We start from the raw sequence: 21775 nt of genomic DNA, 5'->3' as shown, positions 1-21775 counted from the left end.
GGTCCGCAGGGTCAGGTCAGCGTCCACTTCTGGTTGTCGGCGGTGCCGCAGGTCCAGAGCACGATCGTGGTGCCGTTGGCCGTGCCCGCCCCGTTGGCGTCGAGGCAGAGCCCCGCGTTGACGTTGGTGATCGTGCCGTCGCTGTTGACGTTCCACTTCTGGTTGTTCTGGCCGTTGCAGTCCCAGATCACGACCTTGGTGCCGTTGGTGGTGCCGAGGTTGTAGGCGTCCAGGCACTTGTTCCCGTACACCACGAGTTCCTTGCGGGAGGTGTACGTCCAGGCCTGGTTGGAGCCGCCGTTGCAGTCCCACAGCTCGGCCTGGGTGCCGTTGGTGAGCGTGCTGTTGTACAGGTCCAGACAGCGGCCGGACTGCTTGCCGACGACGAGGGTGCCGTTCGCGCCGGCCAGGGGCCTGACCGTGATGTCGGCGAGGGCCGGGGCCCCGGTGAAGGCGAGTGTGTTGGACGAGCCCTTCGACAGGGCCACCTGAAGGGTGATCGTGCCCTGCGTGGAGCCCGTCGGCGGGAAGGAGACCGTCGTCGCCGTCTGGCCGTTGACCTTCAGGGTCGCGGTACGGGCGGTGGTGGCGGTGTTGGTGTAGGCGACGTCGACGACCTTCAGGCCGGTGTTCCCGGCGACGACGCCGGAGAAGCTCGAGGTGCCGGTGTAGGTGCTGCCCGACGCCTCGGTGCCGCCGGTCACGGTGAGCATGACCGAGCCTCCCGCCGGGACGCTCGCGGTGTAGCTCGTGGAGTACGTGCCGACGTCGGCACGGGCCCACAGGTCACGGACCGTGGCGGAGGCGTTGGTCAGCCCCAGGTCGGACCAGCGGACGGTGATGTTCTGGGCGGAGGAGGTGCGGTTGAGCAGGACGACGGCACGCTTGCCGCTGCCGGACAGGACCTTGCCGTAGACCTGCGCCCCGCTGGTGTCCTCGGCGACCTTGACGCCCTGGAGGCCGCGCGCGTCCTGGTCGACGGCGACGACCTCGGGGTTCTTGAGGATGTTCGCCGTCTCCGCCGTCATCGTGGTCAGGTCGTTGCCGGCGAGCAGCGGGGCGCCGGAGACGGCCCACAGGTTCATGTGGGTGCGGTTCTGGGCGGCGGTGAAGCCGTCCATGCCGACCATCAGCATGTCGGGGTCGTTGTAGTAGCCGGTGTGCTGGGCGGTGGGGTGCAGTCCCTGGTCGAAGTTGGACAGCAGGTTCGTCATCGACGGCTTGTTGCCGTAGTAGATGATGTCGGTGCTGGTCCGGAACATCGGGGCGAGCCCGGGGGCCCAGTTCCAGGTGTTCTGGTAGCCCCAGTTGCAGATGGAGAGGGTGAGCGGGCGGCCGGTGGCGGCCGTCGCCTTGGTGACGGCACCGCTGATCGCGGTGTACGCCGTCGCCGCGTCGAGGCCCTCGGCGTCACCGCCGCACCAGTCGACCTTCACGAAGTCGAAGCCCCACTGCGAGAACTTGAGCATGTCCTGGTCGTAGTGGCCCTCGCTGCCGCTGCCCGGGGCGGCGGGACGGCCGGTCGGGTAGTAGTAGCCGCAGCCGTCCTTGCCCGCGTCCGTGTAGATCCCGGCCTTGAGGCCCTTGCTGTGGATGTAGTCGGCGATGGCGCTCATGCCGCCGGGCCACTCGGACTCGTCGACGGTGATGTCGCCCGCGCTGTCGCGGGTGCCCGGCCACCAGCCCTCGTCGATGTTGATGTACTTGTACCCGGCCGCCGGCAGGCCCGCGGCGACGAACGCGTCGACCTGCTGCTTGATGACGTTGTAGTCGATCTTCGAGGCGAAGCTGTTCCAGGAGGCCCAGCCCATCGGGGCGGTGGGCACGGCGATCTGGCGCGAGGTCGCGGCCTGGGCCGTGCCGGGCTGGGCGAACAGCAGGGCGGCGGTCACCGTCAGCAGCAGGGCGAGCAGCCGTGCGACGGCGGATCTCCGGTGCCGGACGGGGTGCGCGGGGTGTGGGGGAAACATACGGCGGCTCCAGCTTCGAAAGATCGATCTTCGAAATATCGAACAAGGGTCGGCGAACCGAACGCTTTGCGCGCCGAAAGTAGAGCCGTGGGTGAGTGAAGTCAACGGCTGCGACAGAAGTGATGTGACCGCTCTCAAAAATGAACTGGCTTCATTCCCGGGGTCGTTCACCTACGATCGGACGCCGTGCGGCCATACTGTCCGTCGTGCGAGTGGCGATCATGACAGCGGGATCCCGGGGTGACGTCGCCCCCTTCACGGGACTGGGCCATGGACTCGTGCGTGCGGGACACCAGGTCACCCTGGTCACCCATGCGCGGTTCGCGCCGCTAGTGGCGGGCTCGGGGGTGGGGTTCCACGCGCTCCCGGTGGATCCGCGGGCGGAGCTGGAGTCCGAGCGGGGCCGCGGGCTGCACCGCAGCACCACCGGCCCGGGCAAGTTGCTGCGGATGGGCCGGATGGCGCGGTCACTGGTGGGCCGGATGACCGACGATCTCCTGACCGCCGCGCAGGCCGGCGACATCCTGCTGCTGTCCGCCTCGGTGGCACCCCTGGGGCACGTCATCGCCGAGGGACTGGCCCTGCCCAGCCTCGGCCTCTACCTCCAACCCGTCGCCCCCACTGCGGAGTTCGCACCGCCGATGCTGGGCGGCGGCTCATGGGGAGCGGTCGGCAACCGGCTCGCCGGACACGGTGTCGGGATGGCCGTGGAACAGATCTTCGCGCCGGTCGTGCCGGCGGTACGGGCCCGGCTGGGGCTGCCCGCCGTGCGCCGTCCCGGCCTGCGGGCCCGGCACCGGCACGGCTGGCCGGTCCTGCACGGCTTCAGCCCGCTGGTGGTGCCCCGGCCCCGGGACTGGCGGGCGGAACTGGACGTCACCGGCTACTGGTGGCCGTACGACCGGGAGACTCAACTCCCCTCCGCTCTGCGGGCGTTCCTCGACGCCGGGCCGCCACCGGTCTTCGTCGGCCTGGGCAGCGCGACGGTGCCCGACCCGCGGCTGCTGAGCGCCGAGATCGTCCGGGCCCTGCGGCGCGCAGGACTGCGCGGGGTGATCCAGCGCGGCTGGGCCGGCCTCGCGGCCGACGGCGAGGACATGCTGACCGTCGACGACGTCCCGCACTCGCTGCTGTTCCCCGAGACGGCCGCGGTGGTCCATCACTGCGGGGCGGGCACGACGGCGGCGGGCCTCCGGGCCGGGGTCCCCGCCGTACCGGTACCGATCCAGTTCGACGAGACCTTCTGGGCGGACCGGCTGGTGGGCCTCGGCGTGGCACCGGCTTCGGTGCCGCTGCGACGGCTGACCGCCGACACCCTGACCGAGGCGCTGCTGCGGGCCACCCGGGACCCCGGACACCGCGAGCGGGCCCGGGCCCTGGGGGCGCGGGTGCGCGGGGAGGACGGGGTGGGGCGGGTGGTGGAGGCCGTGCACCGGCTGTCACCCGGGCGGCCCGGGCCCGGCAGGAGCGGCTAGGGCAGGTCCTGAGCGGCCTCGGGTGCCCACCCGGCCGGTCGCAGGATGCCCAGCAGTTGCCGGACCAGTTCGTCGACCACCTCGTCCAGGGTGGCGTCGACCCATCCCGAACTCCAGTCGTGGAGAAGGCCGTTGACACTGCCGATGAAGGCCGTCGCCGCGAGGCGGTAGTCACGGGGGGCCGCCTCGCCCCGGGCGGCGGCCGCCGTCGCCTCGGCGCAGATGAGGTCGACCCAGCGGGCGCGGCGGGCCAGCCGCTGCTCCTCCAGCCGGGGGCTGACGCCGACGATCTCCACGAAGGTGATCCGGATGCGGCGCGGGTCGGCGGTCACATTGGCCGCGTAGGCGCGGAAGATCGCGGTGACCCGCTCGACGAGCGGCACGTCCCCCGCGGTGGCGAAGGCGGCCAGGACCGCTTCCTCGGCCCAGTCGTTGACCTGGAGGTGCAGCGCGGCCAGGAGGTCCTCGAGGGTGCGGAACTCCTCGTAGAACTGCCGGGTCGACAGTCCGGCCGCCTCACTGAGCGACGCGACCGTGGTGCCGCGGTAGCCGGGGGCGTCCCCGAACAGCCGCAACGCCGCCTCCAGGAATCTCCCGCGCCGCTCGGCCTGCCGCTGCTCGGCGGTCTTGCCGCCGTACCGGCCGGTCGGCGCCCTGAGCCTGCCCGCCACTGACCCTCCCTCGTCGTTCCGTGCTCCCCCGCCGTCAAGTTTGTCGCGTACGGGGTCTTGTGGCGAAGGGCACCCCTTCCTTACTTTCCAGTAAGTCAATTCTGAATGCACCCGTGTTCAGATTTGGGCGGGTTCTTCCGCCCTGCCCCCACACCTTTCGCCCCCAGAGGAGAGAGCAGCCATGCCTGCCTTCAGAACCAGGCACCTTTGCTCCGTAGCCGCCGCCCTCGTCCTGACCGTCACCGCCCCCGCGACCGCCGCCACCGCTGCCTCCGGCGCCTCGAACGCCGCCGCGCTGCGCGAGGTGCTCTTCGTCGGCAACAACTGGGAGGGCACGGCGGACGTCATCAAGTCCAGCGGTGACTTCGCCAAGGTCGGCCGGATCAACGTGATCCCCGACAAGGACGCCCGGATGGCGGAGATCAACGCCGATCCGATCAAGTGGATCTACTTCCAGGCCATCCGCAACGGTGTCGGCGAGGGCCACGACCAGTTCGTCGACGACATGTACACCACGCCGGACGGCGCCTCGGTGGTCGTCTCGCGGCCCAGTTTCGCCGACGTCGTCTCCATCAACCTGGCCACCGGGAACATCAACTGGCGTTTCCCGGTGTCCGGTTACCGCTCCGACCACATGGCCGTCTCGCCCGACGGCACCCGGGTCGCGGTCTCCGCCTCGATCTCGAACACCGTGCACGTCCTGAACATCAACACCGGCAAGCAGCTGGGCTCGTTCAAGACCGGCGACAAGCCGCACGAGAACATCTTCACCAAGGACGGCAAGTACATCTACAACATGGCGATCGGCGACGTGAACACCTCGCAGGACGCCCCGTGGCAGGACTTCACGAAGGGCGACCGGCGCATCACCGTCGTCGACGCGAACACCTACCAGCAGGTCAAGATCATCGACATGCGGCAGCGGCTGGACGCGATCGGTCTCACGGACTTCTCGGACGCCGTGCGCCCGGCCGTCTTCTCCCCTGACGAGTCCAAGCTGTACTTCCAGGTCTCGTACTTCAACGGCTTCTTCGAGTACGACCTCGCCACGGACCGCATCACCCGGACGAAGACCCTGCCGAAGAACCCGGCGACCAGCGACGACCGCACCACGTTCGTCAACGACTCGCGCCACCACGGACTCTCGATGAGTCCCGACGGAACCAAGCTGTGCGTCGCGGGCACGATGGACGACTACGCGACGGTCGTCGACCGCGCCACCCTCCAGGAGGGCCCGCTGGTCACCGCCTCCAAGCCCTACTGGGCCACGGTCAGCGGCGACGGCAAGGACTGCGTCATCTCCGAGAGCGGCGCCGACCAGGTCACGGCGATCGACTTCGCCACCGGGCGGAAGGTGGTGTCGGTACCCGTGGGCGACCATCCGCAGCGGGTGCGGCTCGGCCATGTGGCGGCGAACTGGACCGGAACCGGCAGCTGACGGCTCCCCGGTACAGCAGGGGTGGGTGGCGATGACCGCCACCCACCCCGTCGTCGTGCCCGGCGCGGTCACCCCACTTTCTGGGCCACCCACGTCGACAGTTCCGTACGGGCGGCGGCCAGCAGGGTCGCGGACGGCGCGGTCGACCCGTTGGTCACCAGGGCGTAGTGCACGGTGCCCGAGTCCGGCGCGCTGAGCAGCAGGCGCCGGCTGCCCGTGCCGCCCGGTTCGGCGGCCGCGGCGATCTTCGTGGTCGTCGTGTACGCGGGCGGGGCGTACACCGTGCCGAGGTCGGAGACGACCGTCGTCGTGGCGGTCGGGAAGGAGGCCGGCAGATGCAGTTCGGTGGGCGCCGTGCCGCCGTTCGAGCGCCACACCAGCAGTCCGTACTGGCCGGAACCGACGAGCTGTTTCGTGTTCGGCAGGGAGCTGGGGACCGGATTCCAGGTGAGCGTGGTGGAGCCGTCGCGGGAGCGGTCCTCGTAGGTGAAGGCGACGGTGGTGCCGGAGGTGGCGCTCGGGTAGATCCGGTCGAGCAGCCGGGCGTCCTGACGGAGCGTCACGGTGCCGCTGTCGTCCAGGCGTACGGCGGAGAGATCCTCGTCGTTCCAGGCGTCACCGGTGGTGCGCACCTTGCCGGCGTTGTCGTTCATCAGCTCGTGGTGGCGGCCGTTGTAGATGTCCCACTGCCACTGCGAGCCGGACAGGACCGGCCCCGAAGCCGCCGGGGTGGTCCACCAGTCGGCGCCCTTCACACGGGAGTCGAGGGACTGGTACATCGCCTTCAGGACGGTCGGCGCCTTGCCGGCGGTGGAGCCGTTCAGCGGGTGGCCGAACTCGCTGACGATCGCCGTCGTCCCGGCCGCGGAGGCGCGGTCGCGGACCGTGCCGAAGTCGGTCACGTACTGGCCGTCCTCCGCGTTGCCCCACATCAGGACGCCGGAGATGGCCTTCTGGTCGTAGAAGTGGGTGTTGAAGACATAGCGGGAGCCGAGCGTGCCCGCGTCGAGGAGTCCGCCCTCCTCCTTGCTCACGTTGCCGTTCCAGAAGAGGTTCGGCTCGACGAAGGCGGGCTTGTCGGTCCAGCCGGCCGCGTCCATCCGGGCCCGGAACCTCACGTAGAAGGGCCACAGCAGGTCGCGTTCCCAGGTACGGCTGGTCTGGCCGGAGTCGTAGGTGCCGGCATAGGGCTCGTTGTAGGGGTCGAAGCCCAGGACGCCCGCGAACTCCTCGGTGGTGAGGTTCGTCTTGAGGTACGCCATGGTCCTCTGGGCGGTGGCCAGGAAGTAGTCCTGGAGGCCGTAGTTGTTGTGCCAGAAGTCGTACTGGGCGGCCTTGACCGCGCCGTTCTGGGTGATGTTCTGCCCCCAGAGCAAGCAGATGCCGCAGGACTCGCTCGGGTAACCGCCCAGGTCCACCGCCCACTTGGGAGCGCCGTCACCGGTGTACCAGCTGCCCGAGTTGAACAGGTGGCGGGAGTAGAGGTCCTGGTGGAAGTCGGGGTAGACGCGGATGCCGGCGTCGAGGAAGGCGCGCAGCTGTTCGGTGGCCGCGGCCAGGTAGGTGGTGTCGACCTGGCCGCGCACCGGTTCGGCGTAGGCCCAGGAGAGCAGGAAGCGCACGGAGTTGCCGCCGCCGAGGGCGCGCAGCGCCGTCGCGGACTTCCTGGCGTCGGCGACGGAGGCGAAGGGCAGGCCCTTGTTCTCCGCGAGCTTGGTCTCGCCGGAGACGTTGTAGCCGCGCAGCACGACCTCGCGGCCGCCGGCGTCGAGGAAGCGGCCGCCCGACACGGTGAGCGCCGTGCCGTCGAAGGGGAGGGAGTCGGGGAGGGTGGTCGCGGCGGTGGCGGCCGGGGAGCCCGCCACCGTCAGGAAGCCACAGAGTCCGCAGAGGACTACCAGAACAGCGAGCAGACGAGCCCGGATATTCGGCATGTCCACTACAGTCCGGTGATTTCCGGACACCGTCAATACCTTCTGACCCGTGAGTAAGTTCATTCCCTGCCAGCCCAGTTGGCAATCCGGCCCCGCCGGTTCACCAGGTACCCCGCGCGGGCGGACCGGCGGGGCAACCAGCCGCGGATTACCGTGCAGGGAAACGGCCGATTCGGTCGTCGCGGCCGGAAGGGGCCGATCGTGCGTGAGATTCTCCCGGTGCTGAACGGGTGGTACGCGGCCGGTGTGCCGTTCGGGCTCGCCACCGTGGTCGCCGTCAGCCGCAGCGCGCCGCGCGATCCGGGCGCGGCGATGGCGGTGGGGCCGGACGGCGAGGTCGTGGGCAGTGTGTCCGGGGGCTGCGTCGAGGGCGCGGTGTTCGAGCTGGCCCGGGAGGTCGTGGCCGACGGCACGGCCCGGCTGGAGACCTTCGGCTACAGCGACGAGGACGCGTTCGCCGTCGGGCTGACCTGCGGCGGCGAGATCACGTTGCTGGTCCGTCCCGTCACGCCCCGCCTGGACCCGTCCTTCGGCGCGGTCGCGGAGTCGGTCGCGGCGGGCGAGCCGGTCACCGTCGCCCTGGTCACCGACGGTCCCGCGCCCCGCGGGGCCGCTCTCGCCGTGTGGCCGGAGCGGACCTCGGGCACGCTGGGCACGGACGGCCTGGACGCCGCGGTCACGGCCGACGCGCGCGGCGAACTCGCCCTCGGCGTCACCGGCGTACGGCACTACGGGCCCCGCGGCCGGCGGCGGGAGGACTCCGTCACGGTGTTCCTGCACTCCTTCGCGCCGCCGCCGCGCATGCTGGTGTTCGGCGCGATCGACTACGCGGCCGCCGTCGCCCGGATCGGCGACTTCCTGGGTTACCGGGTCACCGTGTGCGACGCCCGGCGGGTGTTCGCCACCCCCCGCCGCTTCCCGCCGGGCGTCGAGGTGGTGGTGGAGTGGCCGCACCGGTATCTGCGCGGCACCGACACCGACGGGCGCACCGCGATCTGTGTGCTGACCCACGACCCGAAGTTCGACGTGCCGCTGCTTGAGGTGGCGCTGCGCGGGCCCGCCGCGTACATCGGGGCGATGGGCAGCCGCCGCACCCACGACGAGCGCCGGGCGCGACTCGTCGAGGCCGGGCTCACGGACGGTGAACTGTCCCGGCTGCGCTCACCGGTCGGGCTGGACCTGGGGGCCCGTACGCCCGAGGAGGTCGCCGTGGCGGTGGCCGCCGAGATCGTCGCGCTGCGCTGGGGCGGCAGCGGCGTTCCGCTGACCGCGACAGCCGGAGCGATCCACCGCGCGAGGTGAGGCCTGCCCCCTGTCTCGCCCCCGTCTCGCCCGTCTCGCCCCCGTCTCCCCCCGTCTGCCCGCGGCTCGTAAGAAAGTGCGTTCAGTGTGTTAAACAGGTGCGAATCGGGTACGTGCCCTTAACGGACAGGCATGCATGTCCTCTGTCCTTCGTCTCGCGAAGGAAGGAGGCCCGTTGAAGCAACGCACACTCGCAAGTTCCGGGCCGCCTCCGACCGTCATGGCCGGGAGCGGCCCGGTTCTCTGTCCGCGCAGCCCTTCGTCCGCTCAGCGCGGTGGCAGCCGGTGCAGGACCACGTCCGTGAGGCGGCCGTCGGCCGCGGTGGCCGTCAGGTAGGTGCAGTGGGGCTCGCGGCGGCGGTCGGTCGGGGAGCCCGGGTTGAGCAGGCGCGGGCCGCTCGGGCCCGTCGTGTCCCAGGGGATGTGGCTGTGCCCGAAGACCAGGACGTCCAGGTCCGGGAAGCGGGCGGCGCAGCGGGCCTCCCGGCCCTGGGCGGAGCCCGTCTCGTGGACGACCCCGAACCGCAGTCCGCCCAGTTCGGCGAACGCGACTTCGGGCAGCCGGGCGCGCAGATCCGGCCCGTCGTTGTTGCCGTACACGCCGATGACCCGGCGGCTGCGGCTCTCCAGCAGATCGAGGGTGTCCGTGTCGACCCAGTCCCCCGCATGGATCACCACGTCCGCGTGCGGGAGCTCGTCGAGCAGCGGTGCGGGCAGCGCCTTGGCGCGCTTGGGGAGGTGGGTGTCGGCCATCATCAGGAGACGCACCGCGCCAGACTACAAAATCCCCGACCCGGGCGAATCAGGACAGGTGGGGCGTCGGCGGCGGGGTTAGCATCGGGCCACGCGCACCCGCCGCCCCGCGCACGGCAGAGCGATCCAGCAAGGGGGCCAGGAGCCCGATGCCGGTCAAGGTCAGCGTCATCGTCCCCGTCTACAACCCCGGTCCCTACATCGAGGACTGCCTCGCCTCGCTGCTGAGGCAGTCGCTCCCGCCGGACGAGTACGAGGTGATCTTCGTCGACGACGGCTCCACCGACGCCACCCCCGCCCGCCTCGACGCGGTCGCCGCGGAGGACCCCCGGATCCGGGTCGTCCACCAGGAGAACTCCGGCTGGGCGGGCAAGCCCCGCAACGTCGGTATCGACCTCTCCCGGGGCGAGTACGTCATGTTCGTCGACAACGACGACCATCTCGGCGACGAGGCCCTGGAGCGCATGTACGCCTACGGGGTCACCCACGACGCCGATGTCGTCGTGGGGAAGATGGCCGGCAAGGGGCGCTCCGTGCCGGTGGAGCTGTTCCGCGTGAACCGCCCGCACGCCACCGTCGGCAACGCGCCGCTGATCGACAGTCTCACTCCGCACAAGATGGTCCGCCGGGCGTTCCTGGACCGTACGGGACTGCGCTTTCCCGAGGGCCGGCGGCGTCTGGAGGACCATGTCTTCGTCACCGAGGCCTATCTGCGCGCCGGCAACGTCTCGGTGCTCAGCGACTACGTCTGCTACTACCACGTCAGACGGCACGACGCCGCGAACGCGGGCTTCCGGCGGTTCGACCCGGTGGGCTACTTCAAGAACCTCCGGGAGGCCCTCGACGTCGTCGAGCGGTACACCGAGCCGGGTCCGCTGCGCGACAAGCTGTTCCGGCGGTGGCTGCGCGTGGAAATGGTCGAGCGGCTGCGCGGCCGGCGTTTCCTCGGCCTGCCCGAGGACTACCGCAGGGAGCTGTTCGAGGAGATCCACGGGGTCGTGGTCGAGCGGTTCGGGCCCGGGGTGGCGGCGCCGCTCCAGCCCACCCAGCGGGTCGTCGCCGCGCTGGCCGCCGAGGGGCGCTACGACGACGTCGTGGCGTTCGCGGAGTGGGAGGCGGGCGTCGCGCTCGCCGTCGACCCGGAGGACGTCGCATGGCAGGGCGGCGCGCTGCGGATCGCCTTCGCCGCCGAGCTGACGCACGACGGCGGGCCGATGACGTTCCCGTCCGCCGGGGGCTCCCCGCAGTGGCCGCCGCGGGACGTGGCCGAGGCGGTGCGATGGCTGGGCACGGACACCGTGGGCCGGTTCGACCGGACCGTGCCCGACCTGCTGCTGCGCGAGCGGGTCGGTGCGGCGCAGTACTTCCAGCCGGTCGACGTGGTCCGGGAGACGGTTCCGGCCGGTGACGCCGGTCAGGTACGGCTCGTGCTGCGGGCGACCGCCACCGTCGATCCGTCCACCGCGCTCAGCGGCGGGCCGGCGGGCGAGGGGCTGTGGGACGTGTTCGTGCGCGTCGGCCTGGGCGGCTGGACGAAGGAGCTGCGGCTCGGCCCGGCGCCCCGTCACGGCCGTCCCGTCCCGCCCGCCGGGGTCGTCGCGGGGCGCGTGGTGCTGCCGTACTGGACCGACCGGTACGCGAGTCTCGCGCTGGACGTCGGTCACGCGGGCCAGCGGCTGGGCCTGGGCCGGGTGGCGGCCGGGGACGTCACCGTCGTCGAGGACCGGCTCCACGTGGTCCTGCCGCTGCACGTGCCCGAGGCCGCCGATGTGCTGGTGCGGCTGACGGGGGCCAGGTCCGGCGACTCCCACGAGATCTTCGGGACGCTCTCGCCGGGCGGCCGGCTGGCGGCCGTCCTGCCGGTCGGGGACCTGACCGGCAGGACCTGGCTGACGACGGTGTGTCTCACCCCGGACGCGGAGGGGGCACGCTTCCATCCACTGCCGTTCGCCCTGCACGTCGACGCGGACGGCGTCCTCGTGGTGCCGGCGCCCCAGCCCGGCGGCGGGCGACGACTGGCCCGCAGGGTGCGACGGGCGCTGTACCGGGCACTCCAGAGCATCACGCCCCGGAGAAGGTGACGCCGTGCGGCCACCGGGCACCGAGGGGGCCTGGGTCGTGGAGCCCGAGGTCTGCCCCGACGGGCGGGGCGGTTTCCACGAGGTGCCGGGGCTGCTGCCTTCTTACGCCTCCTGCCGGGACCACCACCGGGAGCTGCGGCTCAGCGGCTGACGGCCGCCCGCTCCAGTGCTCCGCGCAGCGGCTCCCAGCCCCGGGAGCGGTCGAGACCCCGGTTGCGGGCCCGTACGAGGGGCTTCCAGAAGCCGGCCCGCAGCAGGACCTGCGGCGGCACCGCGCGCACCCGCTCCAGGACCGCCTCGGGGACCTTCTGCGGGTCGGGGACGTCGTACTCGGCGACGATCTCGTGGTACTTCTCGCGCAGCACGGGGTCGCGGGGGTTCGCGCCGAAGACGACGAGCTGGCCGGTCGGCTGGGTGTCGACGGGAACGATCACCAGATCGGGGCGGTGGCGGGACAGGATCTCGATGAGCTTGTAGACGTCGCCGGTCCAGGCGGTGGTGTGCCGGTCGCGGGCGGCCTCGTCGACGCCGCGGGGCAGCATGTCGTCCAGGACGATCACGCTCGACCAGTCGGAGTGCCGCTCGACGTTCATGAAGTCGCGCAGCGCGTACTCGAACAGGTGCATGCCGTCGATGAACGACAGGTCGAGGGTGGTGCGGCGCCAGTGGCCGAGGGGGTGGCGCCCCCGGGCGAGGTTGCGCAGCGGGTGGCGGCCGCCCTTCAGATGGGCGAGGGGATTGCGGCGGGCGAAGAAGTCGTCGCTGGTGGCCTTCACCAGGTGGACGTCGCAGCGCAGCTCCGAGGTCACCTTGAACGCGGGGTCGACCGCGATGCTCGGCACCCGGGACAGCCGCAGGCTGCGGCCGTCGTTGACGCCGATCTCCAGGTAGTTGCGGTTGGCGGTGACCTTGTGCAGTTCCCGCAGGAACTCATGGCGTTTCACGAAGGGACTCCTCGAACTCCTCGGGTGACACCGGGCCGCAGGACGTCTCGCGGATCAGCGGAAGTGCTTCGTGCAGGGCGGCGCGCCAGTCCCGTGGCGGTGACAGGCCCGCCTCCCGCCAGCGGCCGTGCGCGAGGACGCTGTAGGCCGGCCGGGGCGCGGGGCGGGGGAAGGCGTCGCCGGTGGTGGGGCGTACCCGGTCCGGGTCGGCGCCGATGGAGCGGAACACCTCGCGGGCGAGGTCGTACCAGGTGGCCTCGCCGGCCGCGGTGGCGTGGAAGACGCCCGTCGCGCCTCGGCCGACCCCCGGTCCCAGGTCGGCGACGCGGACGGCGACGTCCGCGCTCCAGGTGGGCTGGCCGCGCTGGTCGTCGACGACGTCGAGGGTGTCGCGGCGGGCCTCCAGGTCGAGCATCGCGCGGACGAAGCTGCGGCCGTGGACGCCGTAGAGCCAGGCGGTGCGCACGATCACCGACGCGTCGGGGAGCACGGCGCGGACGGCCCGCTCGCCGGCCAGTTTGGTGCGGCCGTAGGCGGTGCGGGGGGACGGCGGCCGGTCCTCCCGGTAGGGGGTACGGGCCTCGCCGTCGAAGACGTAGTCGGTGGAGACGTGGACCAGGCGGGCGCCGTGCCCGGCGCAGGCGGCGGCCAGCAGACGGGGCCCCTCGCCGTTGACCAGCAGCGCGCGGGCCTCGTCGGTCTCGGCGTCGTCGACGGCCGTGTAGGCGGCGCAGTTGACGACCAGATCGGGCCGGTGCGCGGCGAACGCCCGGGCCACGGACTCGGGCCGGGTGACGTCCAGAGCGCCGCGGTCGAGGCCGGTCACGTCCTCGCCGCGTCGGGCCAGCTCCTCCACGGTGTCGTGGCCGAGCATGCCGCCCGCGCCCGTGATCAGCCATCTCATGTCGTCCGCGCCTTGCGTTTGCGGGGTTCCCACCAGTCGCGGTGGTCCCGGTACCAGGCGACCGTCCCGGCGAGACCGGCGGCGAAGTCGTGGCGGGGCCGGTAGCCGAGCTCGGTGCGGGCCTTCGTCCAGTCGACGCAGTAGCGCAGGTCGTGGCCCTTGCGGTCCTCGACGTACGCGACCCGGTCCCAGCCGGCCCCGCAGGCGTCGAGCAGCAGAGCGGTCAGCTCGCGGTTGCTCAGCTGGGTACCGCCGCCGAGGTTGTACACCTCACCCGGACGGCCCTTCGCGCGGACGAGGTCGACGCCCTGGCAGTGGTCCTCGACGTGCAGCCAGTCGCGGACGTTGCGCCCGTCGCCGTAGAGCGGGACCTGCTCGCCGTCCAGGAGGTTCGTGACGAAGAGCGGGATCACCTTCTCGGGGAACTGGTACGGGCCGTAGTTGTTGGAGCAGCGGGTGACGCGGACGTCCAGGCCGTGGGTGCGGTGGTAGGAGAGGGCGATCAGGTCGGAGGACGCCTTGGAGGCGGCGTACGGGGAGTTGGGGCGCAGCGGCTGGTCCTCGGTCCAGGCACCGGTCTCGATGGAGCCGTACACCTCGTCGGTGGAGACGTGCACGAAGGGACCGACGCCGTGCCGCAGGGCCGCGTCCAGCAGCGTCTGGGTGCCGAGGACGTTGGTGCGGACGAAGGTGCCCGCGCCGTCGATGGAGCGGTCGACGTGGGACTCGGCGGCGAAGTGGACGACCTGGTCGGCGGCGGCCGTCAGCTTGCCGACGAGGCCGGCGTCGCAGATGTCGCCGTGGGTGAACTCCAGGCGGGGATGGCCGGCCGGCAGGTTGGCGCGGCTGCCCGCGTAGGTGAGCTGGTCCAGGACGGTGACGCGCACGGCCGGGTCGCGGGCCAGCAGGCCGCGCACGTACGCCGAGCCGATGAATCCGGCGGCCCCGGTGACGAGGAGGTTCATGCGTGGATCTGTACCTTGCTGTGGTCGCCGAGAACCAGCCGGTGGGCGCGGGACACACCGGCCGCCGGGGTGACCTCGACGTGCCGGCCGATCAGGGAGTTCTCGATGCGGCCCACCCCGTCGATGGAGGAGTCGCGCAGCACGATGGAGAACTCCAGCTCGCTGTCGGTGATCCGGCAGTTCTCGCCGACGGAGGTGAAGGGGCCGACGTAGGAGTCGCGGACCTCGCTGCCGGCGCCCAGGAGGACGGGTCCGACGAGTCGTGAGTTCACCACGCGGGCGCCCGCCTCCACGACAACCCGGCCGACCGTCTCGGACGACTCGTCGACCTCGCCGTCGATCCGGCGCTCGACGCCCTCCAGCACGGTCCGGTTGACCTCCAGCATGTCGACGACGTTCCCGGTGTCCTTCCAGTAGCCCTTGATGATCGTGGAGCGCACCCGGGCGCCGCTGTCGATCAGTCGCTGGACGGCGTCGGTGATCTCCAGCTCGCCGCGCCGGGACGGCCCGATGGCGCGTACGGCGTCGTGGATCGCGGGCGTGAAGAGGTAGACGCCGACCAGCGCGAGGTCGCTCTTGGGGTGCGCGGGCTTCTCCTCGAGGCCGACGACCTGTCCTGCGGGGTCGAGTTCGGCGACGCCGAAGGCGCGGGGGTCGGGGACCCGGGTGAGCAGGATCTGGGCGTCGGGGCGGGTCCTGCGGAACTCCTCGACGAGGTCGGTGATGCCGCCGACGATGAAGTTGTCGCCGAGGTACATCACGAAGTCGTCCTCGCCGAGGAAGTCACGGGCGACGATCACGGCGTGGGCGAGGCCGAGGGGTCTGTCCTGCGGGATGTAGGTGATGTCGAGGCCGAAGCGGGAGCCGTCGCCGACGGCCTCGCGGATCTCCTCGGCCGTGTCCCCGACGATCACCCCGGCCTCGGTGACGCCGGCGGCGGCGATGGACTCCAGGCCGTAGAAGAGCACGGCCTTGTTGGCCACCGGTACGAGTTGTTTGGCCGAGGTGTGGGTGATCGGCCGAAGGCGGGTCCCGGCGCCGCCGGACAGCACGAGAGCCTTCATCGGGGTCACTCCAGCCCCGGTCGCCCGGCCGCGACCGATTCATCCGCTCATGCGCACTGTGTGCCGGTCAGTCCTCACCCCTGACAATGTTCCATTCCGGGCCGGTCTGCATCCCGGCCAGCACGCCGGGTACGACGACGGCCGGCACACAGGTGCGCAGCGCGGCCATTCCGCGGCGGAGCCGACGGGCCCTGGCCCAGCCGGTCTCGGCCCGGCGGGTCGCCGGTTTCTCCTCGATGTGCGCGGTCACGACGGTTCATCACCCTTCTTGGTCACAAGGCTCTCGCCCCTGGTCAGCCGGCACCCTGGCCGCCGCTGCCGAACGAGCCGCCGGACCCCTCGTCCCAGCGGGGGCGGCGCTGGTCGGCGCTGTCCCGGCTGCCGGTGGGCCGCAGCTCGTGCGGGGTGAGGCGTTCGCCGTCCGTCGACCGCGGCATCTCGTTCGGTTCGCGGGTCCGGTGGGTCTCATGGGCCGGGGCGGCGCCGGGCCTGTGGGGCTGTTCGTGCGGCGCCGGGGGCGCGGACTCGCGACTGCGGACCTTGATGCCGAACCGGAAGGCCCAGATCAGACCGCCGACGAGAACGATCCCGACGGCGATGAAGGCGAAGGTGGCCAGCGCGGACCTTCCGGAGGCCGCGACGAAGACGGAGGCGAAGGTGTCCATGGGCGGCGGGTACCCCGTCCGTACTCCGGAACACGTGGCGGCCCGGCGGCTCAGTTCGCCTGCGCCAGCTCGCTCCACACCTGCTTGCCGCCGCTGACCGGCACCGTCCCCCAGGCGTCGGACACGGCTTCCACGAGGAGGAGGCCGCGACCGCCGGTGGCCTCCCAGCCCAGGCTGGTCGGCTTGACGGGGCTGCGGGGCGAGGCGTCGGTCACGGCGACGCGCAGCCGGTGGTTGACCAGGGTGAGGTCGAGGCGGACCCGGCCGTCGGTGTGCACCAGGGCGTTGGTCACCAGTTCGGAGACGACGAGCAGGGCGGCGTCCATGGCCTGCGCCGACACGCCCCAGGTGCGCAGGGTGCGCCGGGTGAAGCGGCGGGCCTGCCGGGCCGCCTCGGGCACCCGCCACACCGTCCAGCCCTCGCGCAGGGGTTTGACGGCCATGCCGTCGTAGCGCATCAGGAGCAGGGCGACGTCGTCGCCGCGGTGGGCGTTGCCGAGCAGGGCGTCGGCGACGAGGCCGAGGTGGGCGGGGTCGGAGACGGCCAGTTCATGGGCGAGGCGGTCCAGGCCGGTGTCGATGTCCAGGTCGGCGGACTCCACGAGTCCGTCCGTGGTCAGGGCGATCACGGTGCCGGGCAGCAGACGCAGCGGGGTCATCGGGAACTCGGCCCGGGTCACGACGCCGAGGGGCGGGCCGCCGTCCGTCAAGGCGATGTCGGTCGACCCGTCCGGGTACCGCAGGACGGGCGGCGGATGCCCGGCCCGTACGCACCAGGCGGTGCCCTCCTCCATGTCGACGTCGACATAGCAGCAGGTGGCGAAGAGGTCGGTCTCCATCTCCATCAGGAGCCGGTTGGCGTGCGAGACCACGACGTCCGGCGGGTGTCCCTCCGTCGCGTAGGCGCGCAGTGCCGTGCGCATCTGGCCCATGAGGGTGGCGGCGCCGGCGCTGTGTCCCTGGACGTCGCCGATGACGAGGGCGACATGGTGCTCGGAGAGCGGGATCACGTCGTACCAGTCGCCGCCCAGCTCGAGGCCGGCGGTGGCCGGAAGATAGCGGGCGACGGCGACGGCGCCGGGGAGTTCCGGCAGACGGCGCGGGAGCAGCTGGCGCTGGAGCATGCCGACGAGTTCGTGCTCGGCGTCGAAGGCGCGGGCGCGCGTCAGGGCCTGCCCGGCGAGACCGGCGGAGGCGGTGAGCAGGGCGCGTTCGTCGGGGCCGAATTCGTGCGGCTCGTCCCAGCCGATGAGGCAGGCGCCGGCCATCCGGCCCCCGGCGGACAGCGGCAGGACGGCGAGGCCGCCGGGGCCGACCTCGGCGAGGGCCGGTTCCAGGGCGGTGCCGGCGGGCCAGATCCGGGCCCGTCCCTCGCGCAGGGCGGCGGCGAGGGTGGGCATGGCGCGCACGGGCGCGTCGGGCCACTCGGCGCGCCACTCCAGCTGCCACAGCTCGGGCCAGGAGTCGGGTTCGGGCGGGTCGAGGACGGTGACCACGAGCCGTTCGTTCTCCAGTTCGGCGAGCGCGATCCGGTCGGCCCGCAGCGGCTTGCGCAGGGCGGCGACGACCGCCTGGCCCACGTCGCTGACGGTGCCGGCGGTCGCGAGGGCGGCGGCCAGCCGCTGGACGCGGGAGACGTCGGTGACCTCGCCGCGCAGGGAGGAGGCGTCGGTGACGGTGCCGACGAGCCGTGCCGGGCGGCCGTCGCCGGGCAGCAGCCGGCCGCGGAGCCTGAGCCACCGCGGCGGCCCGGTGGGCTGGAGCACCCGGAACTCCAGCTCACGCTCGCCGATCGACATGTGGTCGGCCTCGACTACGGACATCAGCGAGGGCAGGTCCTCGGGGACGGTGAGCCCGAGCAGCGTCTCCACCCGCCCGTCGAAGTCGGCCCGGCTCATCCCGAACAGTTCCAGGATCTCGTCGCCGACCTCGACGCGGCCGGTGTCCATGGCCAGGCTGAAGGCGTTGGGGCGCAGTTCCTCGTCCTCGGCGGGGACGGCCGGCGCGGGGAACGTGACGGCCTCGGCGACCAGCTCCAGACAGGTGCGGTCGTCGGCGCCGAAGCCGCCGGGGCGCTCGCTCACGGCGAGCAGGCAGCCGCCCGTGCCGTCGCGCACGGGCAGGGCGGCCAGGTGGACGTCCCTGGTGGGCATCCGCCGCGATTCCGCGCAGTCGGCGAGCTCCGCCGGGCCCAGCCACACCGGCCGCCCGGCACGGTGGGCGGTGGCGGCCGGTGAGTGGCCGTCGAGCGGGTAGCTCTCGCGCAGCCCGTAGAAGGTCCTCGGGACTCCCGCCGACTCGACGAGGCGGAGCAGATCGCCGTCCCCGGGCGTGTAGAGCGCGGCGAGGGCCGCGCCCGCGAAGACGAGTGCCTGTTCCAAAGTGCGTCGCACCCGTTCGGGTGAGGCGGGATCGGCCGTGATCGTCTTGAGCGCGATTTCGGCGCGCGGGTGTCCCGTTCTGCGCTCTGCGGCACCCTCACTGACCACGTCCGCCATTACAGCGCCAAAGGTTCCCGGGCGCAGCCCCTGTGGCCGTTTGGCGGGGCCGCGAGGGGAGCGAACCGGCGGCGGCCCGTGCTCGAAACAGATCGAACATGTCTTTACGCGTGCGTACCGCACAGGGATCTCGTGACAGGCGTGACTGTCCGCGGCCCTCTCCGCTTGCGAGTCTCTTGGCCGGGCCACGGAAGCCGGGACACGGAAGGGGACGCATGGACAAGCGCTACGAGGTGTACGCGCTGGCGGACGCGCACTTCTACGAGACACCCGACCGGCTGACCGGCGACGGGCCCGCTCCGCTGTTCGACACGGCGCGCCGCCCGGTCCCCAGGGGCTGGACGTCGGCGCGGACCGGCGACTGGCTGACCCTGACACCGCTCGACGCGGACGGGTCCCCGGCGGCCGGTCCGGCCCAGGGCTGGAAGATCCACGCCTCGGCCACCCGGGCGAACGCGGACCGGACGGCGGCGATCGTGTGGGACTACTGCGTCCCGCGCCGCGTCCCGTTCAAGTTCGTGCCGGGTCCGCACCTGCTGCATCTGCGCAACACCAAGTACGCGGGCCGCGACACCAGCGGCAAGTTCGTCACGCTCTACCCGTCCGACGAGGAGCAGCTGCACACGGTGCTGCGCGAGTTGGGCGCGCTGCTGGAGGGCTTCGAGGGTCCGTACATCCTGACCGACCTGCGCTGGTCCGACGGTCCGCTCTACGTCCGCCACGGCGCGTTCGCGCGCCGGTACGTCGTCGACGACCGGGGCTCGCTGGTGCTGGCGGTGCGCGACGGCGAGGGAGCCCTGGTCCCGGACCGGCGGGCGCCCTCCTTCCAGGTGCCGGAGTGGGTGACGCTGCCCGCGTTCCTGGAGCCGCACCTGGCGGCCCGCAACACGACGACGGTGGGCGAGCTGCCCTACCGCATCGAGAAGGCGCTGCACTTCTCCAACGGCGGCGGGGTCTACGCGGGCACCGACACCCGGGACGGTCGCAAGGTGGTCCTGAAGGAGGGCCGGCCGCACGCGGGGCTGGCCGCGGACGGGGCGGACGCGATCACCCGGCTGGAGCGGGAGAAGCGGGCGCTCGAGGCGGTGTCGGGCACCGGGGTGGTGCCCGAGGTGCGTGACTGGTTCACCCTGGGCGACCACCGTTTCCTGGTCATGGACCTCGTCGAGGGACGTCCGCTCAACTCGTTCTTCGCCGAGCGGCACCCTCTGCTTTGTCCCGACCCCGATCCGCGGGCCGTCACCGCGTACACGGAGTGGGCGGTGCGGATCCACCGGTCGGTGGAGCGGGCGGTGGAGAAGGTGCACGCGCGCGGGATCGTCTTCAACGACCTGCACGTCTTCAACATCATGGTGACGCCGGACGGGGAGTCGGTGTACCTGATCGACTTCGAGGCGGCGGCCCCGGCCGGGGAGAACGGCCGCCAGATCGTGGCGCACCCCGGGTTCTTCGCACCGCCCGACCGCCGGGGCGCCGATGTCGACCGGTACGCACTGGCCTGCTTGCGCCTCGCGCTGTTCCTGCCCGTCACCACGCTGTTCGTGGTGGACCGGGGCAAGGCGGCACATCTCGCCGAGGTGATCACCGAGCAGTTCCCGGACGTACCGGAGAAGTTCCTGGACGAAGCGGTCGCCGAGATCACCCGGGACGCCTCCGAAGGGGTCCCGACGCCGGACGGGGGCGGGCCGAACGCGCCGGTACGGGTCGCCGCGCGGGTGCCGTCGGCGCCGGCCTTCCGGGTGGAGCCCGGTGACTGGCCGCACAGCCGTGACTCGATGGTCAAGGCGATCCTCGCGTCGGCGACTCCTGAGCGCGACGACCGGCTCTTCCCCGGGGACGTCGCCCAGTTCTCCGACGGCGGCGGTCTCGGGCTGGCGCACGGCGCTGCCGGCGTGCTGTACGCGCTGAGGGCGACCGGCGCGGAACGGTACGAGGACGGTGAGCGCTGGCTCCTCGACCACACCGCCCCGGCCCCTACGGGCACCCCCCTCGGCCTGTACGACGGCCTCGCCGGCGTCGCCCACGTGCTGGACCTGCTCGGTCACCGGCAGCGGGCGCTGGACCTGGTCGACGGCATCCTGCGCGAGCGGTGGCAGAACCTCTCCTCCGACCTGCACGGCGGGCTGGCCGGACTGGGGCTCGTCCTCGGCGACCTGGCGCGCGGGACGGGCGAGCCGGAGCTGCGCGAGCGGGCCGCCGAGGCCGCCGACATCGTCGTACGACGACTCGCCGAACCGGTGCCGGACGGGTCCCGCCGACGCCGGGCCGGGCTGCTGCGGGGCGCGAGCGGACCCGCCCTGTTCCTGCTCAGGCAGTACGAGGAGACCGGCGACCGCCGGTTGCTCGAGGCGGCGGGCGTCGCCCTGCACCGGGACCTGGCGGCCTGCGTGGAGCGCGAGGGAGGTGCGGTGGAGGTCGACGAGAAGTGGCGGACCCTGCCGTATCTCGGGGACGGCAGCGTGGGGGTGGGAGCGGTGCTCGACGACCACGCCACCCATGTCCCGGACGGCGGAGCGGAGTTCGAGCGGGCCCGCGTCGGCATCCTCACCGCCGCCACCTCCCGCTTCTACGCGCAGCCCGGTCTCTTCCAGGGCCGCGCCGGGATGATCCTGCACCTCGCCCGCACCACCACGCCGGGCGCGACCCGGGCCCGGCTGGACGAGCAGATCGCCGCACTGGGCTGGTTCGCGATGCCCTACCAGGGCCAACTCGCCTTCCCCGGACACCAGATGATGCGGCTGTCCATGGACCTCGGCACCGGAACGGCGGGGTGCCTGCTCGCCCTGGCCGCCGCCCTCGACCCGGACGGCGTGGGCGCCACCGCGCACCTGCCGTTCCTCCCGCCGCCGCCCCGGCGGCCCTCATGACGCGGCTCCGCGGCAACCGACGGAGTCGTGACACAACCCGTCCCCACGGGACGTGACATCCAACCGATGAAAGGACACACCATGGCCCTGCTCGACCTGCAGACGATGGAATCCGACGAGCACACCGGGGGCGGCGGCAACAGCACCGTGAGCCTGCTGTCCTGTGTCAGCGCCACCAGCGTGCTGCTCTGTCTCTGACACGCACAGCACGTGGTGCGCGCACAGCGCGCACCACGTGCTGAAC

General features: G+C 72.1%; 18 protein-coding genes. 7 read left to right on the top strand and 11 right to left on the bottom strand.

The features are described 5' to 3' along the window. Positions 1-11 precede the first annotated feature (11 nt). Positions 12-1970 (bottom strand): RICIN domain-containing protein, encoded by a 1959-nt coding sequence (locus tag ACFWBB_RS00090; RefSeq protein WP_385264680.1) that lies wholly within the window; start codon positions 1968-1970, stop codon positions 12-14. 221 nt (positions 1971-2191) lie between these two features. Between ACFWBB_RS00090 and ACFWBB_RS00085 the strand changes: the two genes are divergently transcribed. Beyond that, entirely contained in the window at positions 2192-3445 is a 1254-nt protein-coding gene (locus ACFWBB_RS00085) for a glycosyltransferase (protein WP_385264677.1), read from the top strand. Here ACFWBB_RS00085 and ACFWBB_RS00080 read toward each other — a convergent pair. Next, positions 3442-4116, bottom strand: coding sequence for a TetR/AcrR family transcriptional regulator (locus tag ACFWBB_RS00080; protein ID WP_385264674.1), 675 nt, complete (start codon positions 4114-4116; stop codon positions 3442-3444). The genes ACFWBB_RS00085 and ACFWBB_RS00080 overlap by 4 nt on opposite strands. A gap of 181 nt (positions 4117-4297) precedes the next feature. Between ACFWBB_RS00080 and ACFWBB_RS00075 the strand changes: the two genes are divergently transcribed. Beyond that, positions 4298-5554 carry a YncE family protein gene (locus ACFWBB_RS00075; protein ID WP_385264671.1) on the top strand — a complete coding sequence of 419 codons (1257 nt, stop codon included), beginning with the start codon at positions 4298-4300 and terminating at the stop codon, positions 5552-5554. Positions 5555-5622: 68 nt separating this feature from the next. Here the strand turns inward: ACFWBB_RS00075 and ACFWBB_RS00070 are convergent, their stop codons facing one another. Next, on the bottom strand, positions 5623-7488 hold the full coding sequence (locus ACFWBB_RS00070) for a cellulase family glycosylhydrolase (protein WP_385264668.1): 1866 nt from the start codon (positions 7486-7488) through the stop codon (positions 5623-5625). 201 nt (positions 7489-7689) lie between these two features. On the opposite strand from ACFWBB_RS00070, the gene ACFWBB_RS00065 reads away from it, so the two are divergent. After that, positions 7690-8790, top strand: coding sequence for an XdhC family protein (locus tag ACFWBB_RS00065; RefSeq protein WP_385264666.1), 1101 nt, complete (start codon positions 7690-7692; stop codon positions 8788-8790). Between the two features lie 267 nt (positions 8791-9057). Here ACFWBB_RS00065 and ACFWBB_RS00060 read toward each other — a convergent pair whose 3' ends face one another. Continuing rightward, positions 9058-9558, bottom strand: a complete 501-nt coding sequence (locus tag ACFWBB_RS00060; protein WP_385264664.1) for a metallophosphoesterase family protein — start codon at positions 9556-9558, stop codon at positions 9058-9060. A gap of 134 nt (positions 9559-9692) precedes the next feature. On the opposite strand from ACFWBB_RS00060, the gene ACFWBB_RS00055 reads away from it, so the two are divergent. Both ACFWBB_RS00055 and ACFWBB_RS00050 read left to right on the top strand, forming a co-directional pair. Beyond that, positions 9693-11624 (top strand): glycosyltransferase family 2 protein, encoded by a 1932-nt coding sequence (locus ACFWBB_RS00055; RefSeq protein ID WP_385264662.1) that lies wholly within the window; start codon positions 9693-9695, stop codon positions 11622-11624. 4 nt (positions 11625-11628) lie between these two features. Further along, on the top strand, positions 11629-11775 hold the full coding sequence (locus ACFWBB_RS00050; RefSeq protein ID WP_385264660.1) for a hypothetical protein: 147 nt from the start codon (positions 11629-11631) through the stop codon (positions 11773-11775). Here ACFWBB_RS00050 and ACFWBB_RS00045 read toward each other — a convergent pair. The 7 genes from ACFWBB_RS00045 to ACFWBB_RS00015 all read right to left on the bottom strand — a co-directional run bounded on the left by ACFWBB_RS00045 (position 11765) and on the right by ACFWBB_RS00015 (position 18664). After that, complete coding sequence (locus tag ACFWBB_RS00045) at positions 11765-12568, bottom strand: class I SAM-dependent methyltransferase (protein ID WP_385264658.1); 804 nt, start codon at positions 12566-12568, stop codon at positions 11765-11767. The genes ACFWBB_RS00050 and ACFWBB_RS00045 overlap by 11 nt on opposite strands. Next, on the bottom strand, positions 12555-13472 hold the full coding sequence (gene rfbD / locus ACFWBB_RS00040; protein WP_385264656.1) for a dTDP-4-dehydrorhamnose reductase: 918 nt from the start codon (positions 13470-13472) through the stop codon (positions 12555-12557). The genes ACFWBB_RS00045 and rfbD overlap by 14 nt, the downstream gene beginning before the upstream one ends. Beyond that, a complete protein-coding gene (rfbB, locus tag ACFWBB_RS00035) occupies positions 13469-14437 on the bottom strand; it encodes a dTDP-glucose 4,6-dehydratase (protein ID WP_385264653.1) in 969 nt (322 codons plus the stop codon). The genes rfbD and rfbB overlap by 4 nt, the downstream gene beginning before the upstream one ends. Further along, positions 14434-15501, bottom strand: coding sequence for a glucose-1-phosphate thymidylyltransferase (locus ACFWBB_RS00030; protein WP_385264650.1), 1068 nt, complete (start codon positions 15499-15501; stop codon positions 14434-14436). Before ACFWBB_RS00030 ends, rfbB begins: the two co-directional genes overlap by 4 nt. A gap of 67 nt (positions 15502-15568) precedes the next feature. Continuing rightward, positions 15569-15751, bottom strand: a complete 183-nt coding sequence (locus ACFWBB_RS00025) for a hypothetical protein (protein ID WP_385264647.1) — start codon at positions 15749-15751, stop codon at positions 15569-15571. 43 nt (positions 15752-15794) lie between these two features. Further along, positions 15795-16166 (bottom strand): DUF6479 family protein, encoded by a 372-nt coding sequence (locus ACFWBB_RS00020; RefSeq protein WP_385264644.1) that lies wholly within the window; start codon positions 16164-16166, stop codon positions 15795-15797. Between the two features lie 50 nt (positions 16167-16216). Further along, positions 16217-18664 (bottom strand): SpoIIE family protein phosphatase, encoded by a 2448-nt coding sequence (locus tag ACFWBB_RS00015; RefSeq protein WP_385264642.1) that lies wholly within the window; start codon positions 18662-18664, stop codon positions 16217-16219. Positions 18665-18879: 215 nt separating this feature from the next. On the opposite strand from ACFWBB_RS00015, the gene lanKC reads away from it, so the two are divergent. Next, positions 18880-21531, top strand: coding sequence for a class III lanthionine synthetase LanKC (lanKC, locus tag ACFWBB_RS00010; RefSeq protein WP_385264640.1), 2652 nt, complete (start codon positions 18880-18882; stop codon positions 21529-21531). A gap of 81 nt (positions 21532-21612) precedes the next feature. Further along, on the top strand, positions 21613-21729 hold the full coding sequence (locus ACFWBB_RS00005) for a SapB/AmfS family lanthipeptide (protein ID WP_189924634.1): 117 nt from the start codon (positions 21613-21615) through the stop codon (positions 21727-21729). Positions 21730-21775 lie beyond the last annotated feature (46 nt).

The organism is Streptomyces sp. NPDC060000 (assembly GCF_042737375.1).
Lineage (GTDB): Bacteria > Actinomycetota > Actinomycetes > Streptomycetales > Streptomycetaceae > Streptomyces.
The sequence above is the reverse complement of the archived record's forward strand: the minus strand, read 5'-3'. Positions and strand labels throughout refer to the sequence as shown.